Source organism: Variovorax rhizosphaerae, from assembly GCF_037889975.1.
Classification (GTDB): Bacteria; Pseudomonadota; Gammaproteobacteria; order Burkholderiales; family Burkholderiaceae_C; genus Variovorax; species Variovorax rhizosphaerae.
This window is the reverse complement of record NZ_JBBKZT010000017.1, coordinates 71,539-87,558: the sequence shown is the minus strand read 5'-3', so window position 1 is coordinate 87,558 and position 16,020 is coordinate 71,539. Positions and strand designations below refer to the sequence as shown.

The following is a 16,020-nucleotide window of genomic DNA, read 5'->3' as shown; positions in this document are numbered from 1 at the left end:
AGAGGCTCTATTGCTGCGGGATCTTTGCGACCTTGATCAACTCGGCTTGATCCTTGATGTCCTGCGCGAGAAATTGGGTGAACTCGGCTGGTGTGCTGGCCGCCGGTAGCAGGCCAAGCTCGTCGAAACGTGCCCTGACCTCGGGCTTGAGGAGAGTCTTGGCTACCGCCTGCTGCACGCGGTCGATGTACGCCTGCGGCGTGCCAGCCGGATAGAGCATGCCGAACCAGCCGATGATCTTGTCCATCCCATTGAAACCCAGCTCGTCAAAGGTCGGCACGGCGGGGAGGGCGGCCAAACGGCTCGGGCTCGCGACGGCCAGCGCCTTCACTTGCCCCGCCTTGATGGCCGGGCCGCCGCTCGACATGGACACAAAAGTCATGGTGATCTGTTTGCTGATCACATCCTGGAATGCCGGGGCACTGCCTTTGTAGGCGACATGCTCGATCTGCGTGCCCGCCAACTCATTGAACAGCGCGCCGGCCAGGTGGGTTGTGTTCCCCTGGCCCGCAGAGGAGTAGTTCATCTTCTGGGGCTGGGCCTTTGCCAGCGCGATGAACTCCTTGAGGTTTTGCGCCGGCACGTCGTTGTTGATGGTGAGGACCGCGCCGTTGCTTCGGGCGACACGGGTCACGGGCGCAAAGTCCTTCACGGTGTCGTAGGGGAGCTTCTTGTAGACCCCCGCGTTTGTGGTGAAAGCGCCGGTCGTCATCAGGATGGTGTAGCCGTCCGGCGCAGCCTTGGCGACCTGGTCCGTGCCAATCAACCCGTTCGCGCCGGCCTTGTTGTCGATCACCACGGGAGTACCGAGCGTCTCGCCAAGCTGCTGGGCCACGGTGCGTGCCACAATATCGAGTACGCCTCCCGCGGTGAATGGAACCACCATGCGGATGGGGCGAGCGGGCCATTTGTCCTCCGCAAACACGGGGGAAAAGCTCATTGCCATCCAGGCCATCGCGCCGATGGCAAGCGTCCCTGCAGCCCGCATCGGTATGCCAGACGCGTGAAAGTATTTTGTGGCCAAGATGTTGTCTCTCTATGGGTTGAGTTGAAACGAAGCCGGCGCAGATGTGCTCGAGCGCCATTCCTGGAGAACCGATTGCAGATCGGTGTTCGGCCGCTCAGGCGGTGGGATGGGTTTGGAGGGGACACTTCGACTGAACCGTGGGGCGGGCGCAGGCTGCACGACACCCTCCACGTTGATCAGCGTTTCGCGCGCCTTGATGTGCGGATGGTCGGGTGCCTCAGAGAATGTGAGCACGGGTGCAAAGCAGACATCCGTCCCCTCCAGCAACTCGCACCATGCTTGCCGAGTGCGCTGTTTGAAGCAGTTCGCGATGCGCACCTTTGCGGCGGACCATTGGGCGCGGTCCTGCTGTGGGCCCATTTCCTTCGGGTCCAGTTCCAGGAGCTCGAGCAACTCCGCATAGAACCGAGCTTCGATCGGACCGATCGAAATCCATTGGCCATCGCTGCATTCGTACACGTCGTAGTAGGGCGCGCCTGAGTCGAGGACGTTGCTCCCCCTGCTTTCCTGCCACAGGCCCGCTCCGTGCAGACCATAGAAGACGGTAGCGAGCGAGGCAGCGCCATCGATGATGGCCGCGTCGATGACCTGCCCCTGCCCGGAACGACCCCTTTCGAGAAGCGCCGCCAGGACGCCCATGACCAGGTAGAGGGCGCCTCCGCCCATGTCGCCCGTCAGGGCCAGCGGGATTGAAGGGGGCTGCCCGGCACGTCCGATGGCGGCAATGATGCCGGTGAGGGCGACGTAGTTGAGGTCATGCCCGGCCGCATGCGCCAACGGTCCTTCCTGGCCCCAGCCAGTCATTCGGCCGTACACCAGGCGCGGATTGCGCGACAGGCAAGCTTCCGGCCCCAGGCCGAGCCGCTCGGCGACGCCGGGCCGAAAGCCCTCGATGAGGACGTCGGCGTGCTCGACCAGATCGAGCACCTGCGCAACTTCGGCGGCTTGCTTGAGATCGGCGCTGGCGAGCCGACGGTTGCGCAGCAGCAGGTTGTAGCGTGCGGGGCGCTGGACGCCCAGGTCTGCCGGCTCGGGCCGGTCAATACGAAGGACGGTCGCACCAAGATCTGCGAGCAACATGCAAGCCATGGGCGACGGGCCGATACCGGCCAACTCCAGAATCCTGATTCCGTGCAAGGGACCCATGGTGGTGTCTTCTCGTGGGAAGGATCAGGTCAGTCGATCTTGAGGCCGCTCGCCTTGACGACGTCGACCCACTTCTGTTCTTCGCCTTTCAGGAAGGCGTTTGTCTCGGCGGCCCCGCCCTTCAGCGGCTGCGCATAGAGGCCTTCTTCGAAGCGCTGGACTTCCGGCTGCCTGGAGATGTCGGCGATGGCGGTGCACAGCTTTTCAACGATGAAGGTCGGTGTCTTCGCAGGCGCGAGCACCATGTAGGTCGCCTCCACATTGAAGCCCTTCATGCCGAGCTCTTCCATCGTCGGTACGTTGGGCAATGCCTTCACGCGCTGTTTGCCGGTAACGGCGAGTGCGCGCAGTCTTCCCGCCTCGACAAGCGGCACCGCTGTCGAGATGCTGTCGAACATCAAGTCGAGCACGCCCGCAGACAGATCGACTTCCGCCGGTGCCACGCCTTTGTACGGCACGTGGGTCATCTTGACGCCCGCCATGACGCTGAACAACTCACCGGCCAAGTGGACGGACGACCCCATGCCGGGCGACCCGTAGGTCACGTTGCTGCCTGGCCGCTTTGCCGCCTCCAGGATGTCGGCCAGAGCATGGATCTTTGAGTTCGCGGGGACCACCAGCAGATTCGGGGTCGAAGCGATCAAGGCTACGGGAGACAGGTCCCGTTGCCAGTTGTACGGATTGCGCCCGAGCGCGGAATTCACGGCGACGTAGTTGGCTGCCATCACCAACGTATGGCCGTCCGGCGATGCCTGTGCGACCTGATGCACGGCAATGTTGCCGCCACTGCCTGGCCTGTTGTCGACGATCACGGGCTGTCCCAGGCGCTCCGTGAGCTTCATCGCAAAGAGGCGCGCCAGTTGATCCGTCGCGCCGCCCGGCGCGAAGCCGACCAGCAGCTTGACCGGGCGAACGGGGTAGACGTTTTGCGCACCAGCAGGTGCGATGGAGAGTGCCAAGGCGAGGGCGGCGAACAGCTTTGGGATCAAGATGAAGTCTCTTCTTTGTTTTCGGGAATTCGTAGACTGTATCGACATACCGGAAAAAGTACAACATAATCCGAATCAGCGAAAATATCTTCGGTATACCGGAAAATAGGAGAATCTATGGACTTGGGCATCGGCGGTCGCGTGGCGGTCATCACGGGGTCGGGAAGAGGGATCGGCAGGGCAACGGCCATCGCCTTGGGGCGCGAGGGCGCCAAGGTGGTTATCACAGACATCGATGCTTCGGTTGTCGCCCAGACCACCGAGCAGTTGCGCGAGGCCGGTGTTGCGGCCATCGGCGTCGTGGCAGACGTCTGCGACGAGGCGCAAGTCAATGCGCTGGCGGCGCAGGCTGTCGAAGCCTTCGGCAGGGTGGACATCCTCGTGAACAACGCCGGTTTCACCAGGGATGGATACCTCACCAGGATGCCTGTGCAGGACTGGGATGCCGTGGTCAACACGATCCTGAAAGGCGCCTATCTGTGTACGAAGGCGGTGCTGCCTTCGATGATCGCCAACCGCTGGGGCAGGATCATCAACATCTCTTCACGCGCCCACTTGGGCAATCCGGGACAGACCAACTATGCGGCGGCGAAGGCGGGATTGATCGGGTTCACCCGCTCGCTCGCCATGGAGCAGGGCAAGTACAACATCACCGCCAATGCGATCGCGCCGGGATTCATCGAGACCGAACTCGTGAAGTCCCTGCCGACCTACGAGAAGTTGCGGGAGATCGCCTTGGCGAAGAACCCCATCCCGAGATTGGGTGCGCCAGACGACATCGCCGATGCCGTGCTGTTCCTCGCGTCCGAGCGGGCAGGCTTCATCACCGGCGACCTGCTGCACGTCACCGGCGGCCGCTACTCCTCCTGATCCACTGTCTCATGCAAGAAATCACATCTACTCCTGCCCGGCCGGCGGCGCCGCTTCCGATGCAGATCGGGGACGCGTTCCGCAGTGCAGGCCGCACCATCACGGAAGCCGACGTCGTCAACTTCGCCTGCCTCTCCGGCGACTTCAACCGGCTGCACGTGGACGCCGAATACGCGAGCGGGACCCCGTTCGGGCAACGGATCGCGCATGGCTTGCTGGTGCTGTCGATCCTGTCGGGCCTGACCACGCAATCCAGCGGCTACCGCGCGCTGGAGCCGGCGGTTCTGGCGCTTGTCGACCTGGCCTGCCGCTTTCCCAAGGCGACCTTCATCGGCGACACGATCCACGTGCAAGTCACGGTGCTGGAGCGAGCGCCGGCCAGCAAGCCAGGCCGCAGTGTCGTGACGTTCCGGCGCGAAGCGGTCAACCAGCGTGGCGAGGTGGTAGTTCAGGCCGACTTCAAGATGCTGATGCGCGACGAGGTGGCATCGTGAAACCGTTCACCGATCTGACCCGGCTCACCACGCCGCGCAGCATCGTGATCGTCGGCGCCTCGGAGCGACAGAACAGCCAGGGCCGGCGCCTCACCGAAAACCTGATGCTGCATTCCGCGTTCACCGGGGACATCTACCTGGTCAACCCCGGCGCGTCCGAGATTCTGGGGCAGCCCTGTTACCCGTCCGTTGCTGCCATACCAGCCAGCGGGCTGGACGTCGCGCTGGTGATGGTGAATGCCTCGCTGGTCCTGCCCACGCTTGAACAGTGCGCGGCGAAAGACATTGCCTACGCGATCGTCATGACGTCGGGATTCGCCGAAACCGGTGATGAAGGCGCCGCGCTGGAGCGGCAGATCACGGCGCTCTGCGCCCGCACCGGCCTGCGGGTCTATGGGCCCAACTGTCCCGGCCTGGTGAATGTGAACCGGCGTCTGGGCATGACCTTTTCTCCAGCGTTCAAGGACGACCTGAACGCCGGAACGATCGGCCTCGCGACACAGGGCGGTGGGTTGGGCCGGAACGTCTTGCAGGCGCTCGCGCATGGCAATGGCGTCGGTGTCTGGTACTCGGGCGGCAATGAGTGCGACCTCGGCTTGCCGGACTTCATCGGCCACATGGCCACTGACCCCGAGGTTCGCGTGATCGCGGTCCTCATGGAAGGCATCAAGGACGGCGCCCGATTGCGGCAGGCGCTGGCTCTCGCACGGGAGAACGGCAAGCCGGTGGTGATACTGAAGGTCGGGCGTTCGGAGCAGGGCGTGTTGGCCGCGCAGTCCCACACGGCGTCGATCGCCGGCTCAGCACAGATCAACAGCGCGGTGTTTCGGCAGCAAGGCTGCGTGGAGGTGGAGGACCTCGACCAACTCGCCTCGGTCGCGCACTTGCTGGCGGCCTCGCGCCCTGCTGCGGACGCCGGTCTGGCGATCTTCACATTCTCGGGTGGCACGGCCGCGATGGCTGCGGACATCGCCGGGGCAGCCGGACTGCCGCTGGCGCAGTTCAGTCCGCTTACGACGGAGGCCCTTCGTAAGCTGCTGCCTTCGTTCGCGAACATCGCCAATCCGCTGGATACCACGGCGGACATCCTGCGCGACCCCGATGTGTTGACCCGTTGCCTCGGCGTGGTGTGCGACGACGACAGAGTGGGCGCAGTGATGTTCCCCATCCCGATGGACTACGGCGAGATCACGGCGACGATGGCGCAGGCCGTTTGCAGCGCGGCCCGTACGCACAACAAGCCGGTCGTGCCCGTGTGGATGAGTCGCCGCATGGGAAGTGGATTCGAATTGATGGAACAAGCGGGCCTGATGCCCTTCTTTTCCCTGACCGATGCCGTCTCGGCGCTTCGCCATCTCTTCAAGGGCGAGACCGCTCTGCCCGTTGTTCGGTCGCATACGCACGAAGAACCCTCACGGTCAGGTCCGGTTGCCATCAGCGAAAGCGAGGCCAAGGCATTGTTGCGGGAGGCGGGCATCGTGGTGCCTCAAGGCGCGCTTGCCCGCTCCGAAGAGGAGGCCGTCGGGATCGCCACATCGATCGGGTTGCCGGTTGTCATGAAGGTGGCCAGCGCACAGATCGCTCACAAGACGGAGGCCGGTGGCGTGCGGCTGAACCTCGACTCCGAAGCTTCTGTCAGCACCGCCTACCGAGACATCTGCCTGTCCGTCGCGGCCGCCCGGCCGGACGCGGAGATCGACGGCGTGCTCGTCGAGAAGATGTTCCCCGCTGACGGACGCGAGATCCTGGTCGGAGTCCACCGTGACGCAGCCTTTGGCCTCGTCCTGACCGTGGGGCTGGGTGGAATCTTTGTCGAGGTGCTGAGGGACCTTGCCCATCGGTCGATCCCCATCACGCCCAGGGATGCCAGCGCAATGCTGCGCGAACTCAGAGGCTACGCACTGCTGGAAGGAGTCAGAGGGCAGCCCCCCGCTGACATTGCCGCGCTCGAATCGTTGCTCATGACCGTGTCGGAATTTGCCCGGCAGCAGGGCGAGCGCTTGCACGAGCTTGACCTCAACCCGGTATGGGTCGGGCCCGTGGGCCAGGGGGCCATACCGCTGGACGCCTTGCTCGTGCTGGATTCAACAACTTCAATCTCCTGACTGGCTCTTATGACCATCCAAACCTCCATCGGCTACGCCACCGTGCATGACATCTTCGTGCGAGGACGCAACCTCTCGAACGACATCATCCCGAATGCCGACTTCGTCGACATGCTGTGCCTCTGCATACTGGGTACAACGCCGGAGCCGAACTTCAAGCGGATGCTGAACCTGCTGCTGGTCACCTCTACGGACCACGGATTCACGCCGAGTTCCATCTCGAGTCGGCTCACCTACCTCGGTGCCCCCGAGTCGCTGCAAGGCGCGGTCGCAGCAGGTCTGCTGGGTGCCGGTGACCGGTACCTTGGCGCGACGCAGAACGTCGCACAGATGCTCGTGACGGAAAGCCGCGGAATGGCGCCCGACGCCCCACAATCCGAGTACGACGCGCGAGCAAGGGACCTGCTCACGCGCTACCGCGCCGAAAAGAAGCGGATTCAGGGTGTCGGCCATCCGATCCACGTCGATGGCGATCCTCGCGTTCCAGCGCTTCGTGCGATCTCGAAGGAGACCGGCTACTACCGTGCGTGCTGGCGGCTGCTCGATGCGATCGAGTCCGTGCAAGCGGCCGAGTTCGGCCGGAGGCTGCCGATCAACGGCGCCGGCGCGATGGGCGCGATCGCAGCGGATCTCGGCCTCGATCCCCGCATCGCGCGCGGCCTGGCGTTGGTGGGGCGCACGGCCGGCCTGGTCGCTCACATCATGGAAGAGGCCGAGCAGCCGAATGGTCCGCAGATCTGGGAAGCCGTGCTGCATGAAGAGGCGAAGGCGCTCTGATGGACTTTGCACTCGACTCGTTCCAGGGGGCGTCGCGGGACGCCTTGCGTCGATACCTCGAGGCAGAGGTCGCGCCGCTGGTCGAACACCACGAGGCGCAAAGCCTGCCCGTGCCTGCGCCCTTTGTTGCTGCCATGCGGGAATATGGCTTGCTCGGCGGGCTCCTGCCGGAGGACGCGGGTGGCTTCGGCTTGTCCATGACCACCTACGGCACATTGATCGCCGAGGTCGCCCGGGTATGGCCATCCTTGCGCAGCATCACCAGTACCAGCAACCTTTCGGCTTCGGTCATCGCGGATGCCGGCAGCCCGATCGTGAAGGAGAGGATCCTGCCACGCATCCTCGCGGGAGAAGCCATCGCCTCGTTCGCGCTGAGCGAGCCGAACATCGGCTCGGACGCCGCCAACGTGGAGACGAAGGCGGAGCCTGTGGAGCAGGGTTGGCGCATCAATGGGCGCAAGCTCTACATCAGCAACGGTCCGATCTGCGATGTCGGCGTGGTCTTCGCGCGCACCGCGTTGAAGGAGGGGGGGCATGGAGTTTCCTGCCTGCTGTTCGAGTCGGCCGCAAAGGGCTTTTCCAGCACCGCCCTGCCGAAGATGGGCATGCACAGCTGCCCACTGGGTGAGTTGCTCTTCGAGGATGTCGTGGTGCCCGCCGACCACTTGATTGGAGAACCCGGCCAGGCCTTTTCGCTGGCCAAGAAGTACCTCAACATCGGGCGAAGCGTGGTCGCATTCTCGGCACTGGGCATCGCCGAAGTGGCATTGGAGGCGGCGGTCCAGTACGCCAAGGACCGGCGCCAGTTCGGGCGGCCCATTGGCGGCTTCCAGCTCGTCCAGCAGATGATCGCCGACATGATGGCCCTGGTGGAAACCTCGCGGCTGCTGTGCTATCGATCGGCGGACGCTCTGGACAGGAACGCGCCCGACGCCGCGCTGTTCTGTTCGATGGCCAAGCGCCACGCAACCGACGCTGTGTTGAGGGTCGCCGAACTTTCGCTGCAGGTTCACGGAGGTGCTGGATATACCTCGCTCTTTCCGGTCGAACGCTACTACCGGGACGCGCGCCATCTCAGCATCGCCGAGGGCACCAACCAGATCCAGGCAATGCTGATGGCGCAGACCGTGCTTGGCGTGTCGGCACTACGATAGGCCGTTCTTTCCAGTATTCCCATGCCACAGGCTGTTCCAACCGCACAACGCGCCCTGCAAGTCTTCGAGGTATTTGCCCGCGAGGGGCGACCCTTGACGAACTCGGAGCTGGCGCGATTTCTCGATCTCGCCGACAGCAGCTGCTCGGACCTTCTCTTCACGCTGCGTGAGGCGGGCTACCTGCTTCGCATGCCCAAGTCGCGCTACTTCTACCCGACCACCAGGCTGCAGGATTTGTCCTTGCGCATTGCGGCCAAGGACCCCATGCAAACCTTTGCAGCCGAGGCGCTGGAACTGCTCAGCAAGCGCACCGGTGAAAGCTCGATGTGCGGGCACCTGGACGGCACCCAAGTCAGGATCTTTGGCTGCCAGGAGAGCTCTCGCGCGCTGCGCTTTGTGCTGGAGCCGGGCACCGTGGTCAGCGTCCACGCGACCTCACTGGGCAAGGCCATCCTGGGCGCTATGCCTGCGCCAGAAAGGGACGCCCTGATCGACAAGCTGGACATGGAGGCCGTGACCGTCTCCAGCCTGAACGATCGGGACGCGTTGCGCCGCGAAATCGAATCCAGCCGCGAGCGAGGCTGGTTTCTTGCTGCCGACGAAGGAGGCGAGGGCGTCACGGCCATCGGCATTGCTGCCAACGTCAGTGGCCGCTTGACCGCGCTTTCCGTCGTCGGACCCACCCAGCGAATGAACAAGAACATGACCGAGTACGTGGACGTCATTCTCACGGCAGGGCGGGAGTTCTTTGGTTGACACCGCCTCCCCGCGCGCAAACGGGAGTTGGGCTGCTTCTGGTTTCGGTGGGATGAACGCCTCCGCCCGCCACGGCGTGTCACAGCGGAGATGTTGGATCCGAGGAGTAGAGTGGGTCATTGGCATGAAAAGGTCATCGGGACCGCTATGCAGGAGTACGGCGCTTGTTCGCACGGGAAGCTCGGGATGCCATGATCCCTTGATGACAAGCGCTATAGCGTGCGAGTCCGTTGAGCGGCGCTTCAACCGACAAACATCATCACAACAACAGGAGCGGCGTCATTGGAGCTTCGGCAACTTCGCTACTACGTCCGCCTGGTTGAACTTGGCAGCATCACCCGCGCGGCCAAGGACCTGCACATCGTCACGTCCGCCCTGAGCCAGCAGATGAGCCGGCTCGAGTCGGAACTCAGTACGCGCCTCTTGCAACGTTCCGCGGCCGGCGTTTGTGCCACCGATGCTGGCATTGCCTTCTACAGGCAGGCACAGCTCACGCTGCGCCATGCGGACGGGGCGGTCCGTGCGGCGCAACAGGCCCGGCTGTCCGGCCAAGTCGGCGTGGGCATCGGAACCTCCGCGTCTGCCGTACTCGCCATGCCGTTCATCAGCGCCATGCACGAGCGCTATCCGGATATTCGGCTGCACGTGGTCGATAGCCTGTCGACCAATCTCGCGGCGAAGGTCAACGCGCGAGAACTGGATCTCGCCGTCGTGATGCAGGCCACGGGCGGGCTGCGCGGCAGCGCCGAACCGCTGGTCCACGAGCAGCTTTGCCTGATCGGGGCTGCCGGCATGCCGCAGCTGCAGGGCCTGCTGGGTACGAAGGTGCGGATCAACCAACTCACCGATGTCCCGATGGTGCTCAGCGCGCAAGGATTGCGCGACGCCGTCGACGCTGCGTTCGCCCAAGCGGGGTGTCAGCCGCGCATTGCCCTGGAGGTCGATGGCCTCTCGGTCGTGATGGATGCGGTCCGTGCCGGAATCGGGGCCACCATCCTGCCGCGCGCAGCCATCTTGCGCATGCCGAAGGACGCATTCATCTGTGTCGAGATTGCAGACCCGAGCGCACACCGGATCACCACGCTGCTCTCGCTTGCCGAGGACGAACTGTCACCCGCCGCCTTGGCAGCGCGCGTGGTGCTGCGCGCGACGGCGGAAACGCTGGTCCAGGACGGCCGATGGCCTGGGGCTGAGCTTCACAAAAAGTGAAGGGTCTGTCATTGCGCGGCGACTACCGCCGCGCAAACCCGCTTTCTACACTTGCCCGAGCGATGGTCACCGCGTCAAGGTCCGAGTGAAGGCCTGATGCAAAGGACGGAGACAAGCAAGTCCTTTCGGCCGTCGCAGCGCCCTTCCTTCGGGGCGAACTCAAGCGGCCAAGACCACAGGAAAGCGCCAGATGATCGAACACAACCAACGTCTTCTCAGCGACAGGCCATGCCTTGTCGATCAGCCGATCACCCGGGCTTCGCTGTCCGCGAGAGGCTGATATGAAGTCCAAGTTCATCATCGCTCGTCTCGCACTTCTTCTGACGGCAAGCGTCTTGTTTGGCCTGCCGGCGGCCGCGCAGACGTTCCCGAGCAAGCCGATCCGCATCATCGCGTCCACGCCACCCGGAGGCACCATCGACCTGGTGGCACGGGTGCTGGCCCTGCACCTGCCCGCGGCACTTGGGCAGCCCGTCATCGTCGAGAACAAGCCGGGCGCCGCGGGCAACATCGCCGCCGACTACGTGGCGAGGGCTACGCCCGACGGCCACACGTTGCTCGTGACCGCGTCGAGCCACGCGACCAACATCAATCTGTATCCGAAGCTCTCCTATGACCCGGTCAAGGACTTCGCGCCGGTATCGCAGCTGACGAGCAATGTGTTCGCGCTGGCGGTGCCAGCCGCATCGCCTGCCAACACGCTGGGCGAATTCCTGGCCCTGGCGAAGGCAAAGAAGTCCAACCTGAGCTACGGCTCCGCGGGGGCAGGGCAGGGCAACCACCTGGGCATGGAACTGCTCAAGACGATGGCCGGGTTCGATGCTGTGCACGTGCCGTACAACGGCACGGGCCCGGTTACCCTGGCACTGATGGCCGGCCAGATCGATGTCGCGCTCCAGTCTCCACCGGGCGTCATCCCGCAGAGCAAGAGCGGCCGGCTCAAGATTCTCGCGACCACGGGCAAGACCCGGTCGCCCTTTCTGCCCGACGTGCCCACGGTGGCCGAGGCCGGTGTGCCGGGCTACGAACTGCTGGGATGGATCGGCTTGCTGGCCCCGGCCGGCACGCCCAAGACGACGGTCGACACCTTGAAGCGCGAGGCTGCCAAAGTGCTCAGCCGGCCGGACGTGGTCAGCCAATTGCACGCCGTCTCGCTGGATGTCGTTGCCTCGACCCCGCAGGAGTTCGGTGCCTTCCTGAATACGGAAATCGCCACCTGGGCACAGGTGATCAAGAAATCTGGCGCGCGTGCCGAGTAGTTCGCCGCATGCACGAGAACCGAACCGCCATGGCCACCCAACCATCTTCCATGCCACCTGTCGCCCGGCAGCTCGCCGAGTGGGCGCTGGCACTTGATCTGCGCGATGTCGACGCTGCCATGCTGGAGCGGGTCAAGCTGCATATCCTCGACCAGATTGGCGCCCAAGTCAGCTGTTATGACCTGCCGGCACCGCGTATCGCCCGTGCTTACGTGACGCAGTTCGGGCGCAGCGGCCCGGCGTCCATCCTGGGCACGGCGCACCGCGCCGATCCGGAGGATGCCGCCTTTGTCAACGGCACGGCCGGTAGCAGCTTCGAGATCGACGACTACGGCGGCAACGGTGCCTATGCCCACCCCGGTTGCGTCATCGTGCCTGGCGGACTGGCCGTGGCCGAGGCGCTGGGGGCCAGCGGCGCAAGCCTGTTGCGGGCCGCCACCGTAGGCTTCGAGACCATCATCCGGCTGGCATTGGCGAGCATGCCGTCGATGCTGTTGGGGCGCGGGTTCCATCAGACTGCTGCTCACGGGGTGTTTGGCGTCGCGTTGACCACCGCGATGCTGGAGCGTTTCGACCTGGACGCGACGGTTGACGCGCTGGGGGTTGCCGGCAGCCATGCATCGGGCACCACGGAGTACTCCCAGAGCGGGGGCGAGGTGAAGCGCGCTCACGCAGGCATCGGTGCCGCGGGAGGAATTCGCTCCGCCCGCCTCGCGCGATTGGGCCTCAGCGGGCCGCCGACGATCTTCGAGGGCAAACGCGGTTTCCTGCAGGCCTTTTGCAATGCGCACGACGCCCGCTTCCTGCATGAGCAACTGGGTTCTCACTGGCACTTTCCCGAGCGCGGTGCGCTCAAGCCGCATGCGTCGTGCGCGCTGATCCATCATCACTTCGCGGCCTACGACGAGCTTCGTGCCGCGCACGCTTTCTCCGCGGGTGACGTCGAGCAGGTGGTGCTCGGCTGCGAGCCGCTGACGGTTGTGCACACCGGGGCCACGGGACCCCGTCCCACGGACATCGTCGGCGCGCAGTTCAGTGCCGAATACGGGATCGCCATGCGCATCGTGAGCGGCCGCAACGACGCAGGCGCCTACCTGGACGCCGAGAGGGACCAATTCCAGAACCCGGCCGTCGCCGCCATCGCCGGCCGCGTTCGCCTGGAGGTCGATCCTGACTGCGCGACCCAGATCCCCAAGGGCAAGGTCACGTTGTACCTGCGCGATGGGCGCGTGCTGTTTGCCACGGCCTATGCCCTGGGGTCGCCGTTCAACCCACTCGGCCGCGGCGACATCGAGCAGAAGTACCTGGACCTGGTGTCGCGCAATTTCGGCGACAAGACCGCCCGCAGCTCGCTCGGTTTGATCATGAACCTGGAGGACGTGGCCGATGTCCGGCAACTCACCGGGTTGTTTGCACAACCCCGAACTCGGAACGGCAAGCCGCGCGATGCGCTGATGCAGGGTTGAAGTTCGCCTATTAACAACTTGGAGACGAGACAAGATGACCAATGACCAGGCTCAAGATGCGCGGCGCAGGCGCATCGTCGTCGCATCGACGCTGATCGGTGCCACCGTGGAGTGGTACGACTTCTTCATTTTCGGGACGATGTCCGCGCTGTTCCTCAACCAGCTGTTCTTTCCCAACTTCGACCCGCTCACGGCGAGCATGCTGTCCTTCATGGCCTTTGCCACGGCATGGATTGCACGCCCCATCGGGGGCGTTCTGGCGGGCCACCTGGGCGACAGGATCGGTCGCAAGACGGTCCTGTACTGGAGCTTCATGCTGATGGGCGTGTCGACCACGCTGATCGGGCTGTTGCCAACCTATGCCATGGCCGGTCCCATCAGCGCGGTGTTGCTGGTCTTGCTGCGCGTCGTCCAGGGTCTGTCGGTTGGCGGGGAATATGGCGGCGCCGTGATCACCTTGGTCGAACATGCGGACAAGTCGAAGCGGGGCTTCTACGGTCAGCTGTCACAGGTGGGCACCTTGCTGGGGCTGTTGCTGGGCAATGTCACCTTCTTCGTCATGTCCGGGCTTGACCGTTCGGCCCTGATGGAATGGGGCTGGCGCGTGCCCTTCCTGCTGAGCGCCGTCATGCTGGTGCTGGGGGTCTACATCCGCTCGAAGATGGCCGAGTCGCCCGACTTCGTGAAGGCCAAGGCCGATGGCGAGATGGAAGCCCAACCGCTGGTCACTGTCGTGCGCGACTATCCGAGGCAGCTCCTTTCGGTGATGTTCGCGCAGGCCGCGCCGAACACCTTCTTCTATCTGTGTGTCGTGTTCATGGTGTCCTATGGGGTGAAGACGCTCGGCTTCAGCCAGACGCAGATGTTGGGTGCGGTGTGCGTCGGTGCAGTCGCCGAGGTACTGGCGCTTCCATTGTTCGGCATCGTGTGCGACAAGATCGGCCGCCGCAAATTGCTGGTGTGCTCGCTGGTCTTTCTGGGGCTCGCCGCCTTTCCCTTCATCTATGCGGTGCAGAGCAAGTCGTATGTCGCACTGGTGGTGGGCTACGTGATGATCATGGGTCTCGGGCATTCGGCCGCGCTGGCCTCGATCCCGTCGCTGTTTGCCGAGATGTTCCCGACTTCTGTTCGTTACACCGGCCTGTCGGTGGCTTACCAGAGCTCAGGTGCGTTGTTCGCAGGCCCGCTGCCTTTGATTGCCACAGCCCTTGTGGCGGCGCAGGGAGGCCAGTTGTGGCTGTTTGCCGGCTACGCCGTGCTTGTCGCGGTGGTCAGCCTGATCGCGATCATGGCCGGCGTACCGCACCACAGCCTGCTCCCGGTGGTGAAGAAGCGACAAGCCTATACCCCCGTGGTCGGAACTTGACACGGTGCATGGCACATGGCGGCGGCCTCTCACGCGCAATCGTTTCACACTGTCCATTGACGGAGGCTCCGAATCATGAGGGTTGGCTATATTGGCCTGGGGGCGTTGGGGGGCGAGTTGGCCAAGCGCTTTCTCGCGGCGCACGAACTCACGGTGTGGGATCTCAATGCGGCTGCCGCACCTGCCTTCGAGGCGCTCGGCGCGCGCTGGGCGACGTCTCCGGCCGAACTCGGCCGGACCTGTGATGTGGTGCTGCTGTGCCTGCCACGCAGCAGCGATGTGCGGGAAGTTCTGCTGGGGAACGGCGGCTTGGCGCAAGCCATGTCCGCCGGCAGGCTGGTGATCGACCAGACCAGCGGACTGCCCAGTGCGACGGGCGAGATTGCTGCGCAGCTGGCCGCACGCGGCATCGGCATGGTCGACGCCGCCGTGTCCGCCAATCCGGCAACGGTCGCCGCTGGCGGTGCCACGTTGATGGCATCCGGTCCGGACGAATGGTACGCAAGGGCTCTGCCGTTGCTGCAAGCCATTACCACCAACATCTACCACTGCGGCGACCGCGTCGGCGACGGGCAGGCCACCAAGACCGTGAACAACGCCATGTTCGAAAGCTGCCGGTTGGGTGCGCTCGAACTGGCTGCCTTGGGCCGCAAGGCAGGTGTCCCCCTCGATCGCCTGATCGAGGCGCTCAGTCGCGGCGAATCGCGCAGCTTCGGCACCGAAAAGGTGTTGCCGGCCATCTGGGACGGCCAGCCATCCACGAACTTCGCCCTGGCGCTCATGCTCAAGGATGTGGACCAGGCCGTGTCGCTGGGCATGGCGCTGGGAGTGCCGATGCCCGTCACCAACGGTGCGCAAATGCTCTTGCAGATGGGCGTGAACACGCTGGGGGACAAGGCGCGCCTGGACGACATGATCGGCGTGGTGGACTCTCTGAGCGCCGTTCACCTGGGTGACGGCAGCACGCCGACAGCAAGCGAGGAGCCCGCCGGCGTGGTGGACTTGATCGACGGTGCGGTATCGGCACTGAATCGTTTGATCTCCTGCGAATGCCTGGCCTTGGGGTTGGCCTACGGGCTGACGCTCGAACGCCTGGGCCCGGTGCTGAGAAAGAGCTCAGGATGGAATGGAGCTGCAGAGGCAGCCCTGTCACTGCTCGCAGCCGACCCCTCAGGCGGCGGCACCCACATGGCTTCGGTGCTGCAGAAATTGCAAGGCGCCGCCGCACTGGCCATGCGCAGTGGGGCTCCCGCGCTGCTGGCCCGCATCGGCTGTGGTGCGATCGAAGCCGGACTGAACGCGACAGGTGGGGTGCCACGCACCGAGGGCCTTCGGCCCAGGCATCAGCTCATTGCTGCGGCGCAATCGATCGCAGCAACCAGCTGAAGGCGCTGCTTCAACA

At 64.4% G+C, this 16,020-nt stretch carries 14 protein-coding genes; 11 read left to right on the top strand and 3 right to left on the bottom strand.

What is annotated here, in order from left to right:
- Positions 1-7 precede the first annotated feature (7 nt).
- From WKW82_RS29475 to WKW82_RS29465, 3 genes are all read right to left on the bottom strand, one after another.
- Complete coding sequence (locus WKW82_RS29475) at positions 8-940, bottom strand: tripartite tricarboxylate transporter substrate binding protein (protein WP_340346259.1); 933 nt, start codon at positions 938-940, stop codon at positions 8-10.
- A gap of 96 nt (positions 941-1,036) precedes the next feature.
- Entirely contained in the window at positions 1,037-2,173 is a 1,137-nt protein-coding gene (locus WKW82_RS29470; RefSeq protein ID WP_340346257.1) for a CaiB/BaiF CoA transferase family protein, read from the bottom strand.
- A gap of 29 nt (positions 2,174-2,202) precedes the next feature.
- Positions 2,203-3,162: a tripartite tricarboxylate transporter substrate binding protein gene (locus WKW82_RS29465; protein WP_340346255.1), complete on the bottom strand. Its 960-nt coding sequence runs from the start codon at positions 3,160-3,162 to the stop codon at positions 2,203-2,205.
- 117 nt (positions 3,163-3,279) lie between these two features.
- On the opposite strand from WKW82_RS29465, the gene fabG reads away from it, so the two are divergent.
- The 11 genes from fabG (at position 3,280) to WKW82_RS29410 (ending at position 16,004) form a co-directional block, all read left to right on the top strand.
- The gene (fabG, locus tag WKW82_RS29460; RefSeq protein WP_340346254.1) at positions 3,280-4,032 is read left to right on the top strand and encodes a 3-oxoacyl-ACP reductase FabG; all 753 of its coding nucleotides are present in this window, start codon (positions 3,280-3,282) and stop codon (positions 4,030-4,032) included.
- An 11-nt stretch (positions 4,033-4,043) separates the two neighbouring features.
- Complete coding sequence (locus WKW82_RS29455; protein WP_340346252.1) at positions 4,044-4,526, top strand: MaoC/PaaZ C-terminal domain-containing protein; 483 nt, start codon at positions 4,044-4,046, stop codon at positions 4,524-4,526.
- Positions 4,523-6,631: an acetate--CoA ligase family protein gene (locus tag WKW82_RS29450; protein WP_340346251.1), complete on the top strand. Its 2,109-nt coding sequence runs from the start codon at positions 4,523-4,525 to the stop codon at positions 6,629-6,631. The genes WKW82_RS29455 and WKW82_RS29450 overlap by 4 nt, the downstream gene beginning before the upstream one ends.
- Before the next feature lie 9 nt (positions 6,632-6,640).
- Positions 6,641-7,408, top strand: coding sequence for a citryl-CoA lyase (locus WKW82_RS29445; RefSeq protein WP_340346250.1), 768 nt, complete (start codon positions 6,641-6,643; stop codon positions 7,406-7,408).
- A complete protein-coding gene (locus WKW82_RS29440; protein WP_340346249.1) occupies positions 7,408-8,562 on the top strand; it encodes an acyl-CoA dehydrogenase family protein in 1,155 nt (384 codons plus the stop codon). The genes WKW82_RS29445 and WKW82_RS29440 overlap by 1 nt, the downstream gene beginning before the upstream one ends.
- A 21-nt stretch (positions 8,563-8,583) precedes the next feature.
- Entirely contained in the window at positions 8,584-9,318 is a 735-nt protein-coding gene (locus WKW82_RS29435; protein ID WP_340346247.1) for an IclR family transcriptional regulator, read from the top strand.
- A gap of 282 nt (positions 9,319-9,600) precedes the next feature.
- Entirely contained in the window at positions 9,601-10,527 is a 927-nt protein-coding gene (locus tag WKW82_RS29430; RefSeq protein ID WP_340346246.1) for a LysR substrate-binding domain-containing protein, read from the top strand.
- A gap of 281 nt (positions 10,528-10,808) precedes the next feature.
- Positions 10,809-11,786 (top strand): Bug family tripartite tricarboxylate transporter substrate binding protein, encoded by a 978-nt coding sequence (locus WKW82_RS29425; protein WP_340346245.1) that lies wholly within the window; start codon positions 10,809-10,811, stop codon positions 11,784-11,786.
- A 29-nt stretch (positions 11,787-11,815) separates the two neighbouring features.
- Complete coding sequence (locus WKW82_RS29420) at positions 11,816-13,252, top strand: MmgE/PrpD family protein (RefSeq protein ID WP_340346244.1); 1,437 nt, start codon at positions 11,816-11,818, stop codon at positions 13,250-13,252.
- A 34-nt stretch (positions 13,253-13,286) separates the two neighbouring features.
- Positions 13,287-14,618 carry an MFS transporter gene (locus WKW82_RS29415; RefSeq protein WP_340346243.1) on the top strand — a complete coding sequence of 444 codons (1,332 nt, stop codon included), beginning with the start codon at positions 13,287-13,289 and terminating at the stop codon, positions 14,616-14,618.
- Between the two features lie 75 nt (positions 14,619-14,693).
- Positions 14,694-16,004: an NAD(P)-dependent oxidoreductase gene (locus WKW82_RS29410; protein WP_340346242.1), complete on the top strand. Its 1,311-nt coding sequence runs from the start codon at positions 14,694-14,696 to the stop codon at positions 16,002-16,004.
- Positions 16,005-16,020 lie beyond the last annotated feature (16 nt).

Coding starts and splice junctions, on each gene's coding strand:
- WKW82_RS29475 (WP_340346259.1), bottom strand. CDS start 940: ATGAGCTTTTCCCCCGTGTTTGCGGAGGACAAATGGCCCGCTCGCCCC.
- WKW82_RS29470 (WP_340346257.1), bottom strand. CDS start 2,173: ATGGGTCCCTTGCACGGAATCAGGATTCTGGAGTTGGCCGGTATCGGC.
- fabG (WP_340346254.1), top strand. CDS start 3,280: ATGGACTTGGGCATCGGCGGTCGCGTGGCGGTCATCACGGGGTCGGGA.
- WKW82_RS29455 (WP_340346252.1), top strand. CDS start 4,044: ATGCAAGAAATCACATCTACTCCTGCCCGGCCGGCGGCGCCGCTTCCG.
- WKW82_RS29445 (WP_340346250.1), top strand. CDS start 6,641: ATGACCATCCAAACCTCCATCGGCTACGCCACCGTGCATGACATCTTC.
- WKW82_RS29440 (WP_340346249.1), top strand. CDS start 7,408: ATGGACTTTGCACTCGACTCGTTCCAGGGGGCGTCGCGGGACGCCTTG.
- WKW82_RS29435 (WP_340346247.1), top strand. CDS start 8,584: ATGCCACAGGCTGTTCCAACCGCACAACGCGCCCTGCAAGTCTTCGAG.
- WKW82_RS29425 (WP_340346245.1), top strand. CDS start 10,809: ATGAAGTCCAAGTTCATCATCGCTCGTCTCGCACTTCTTCTGACGGCA.
- WKW82_RS29420 (WP_340346244.1), top strand. CDS start 11,816: ATGGCCACCCAACCATCTTCCATGCCACCTGTCGCCCGGCAGCTCGCC.
- WKW82_RS29415 (WP_340346243.1), top strand. CDS start 13,287: ATGACCAATGACCAGGCTCAAGATGCGCGGCGCAGGCGCATCGTCGTC.
- WKW82_RS29410 (WP_340346242.1), top strand. CDS start 14,694: ATGAGGGTTGGCTATATTGGCCTGGGGGCGTTGGGGGGCGAGTTGGCC.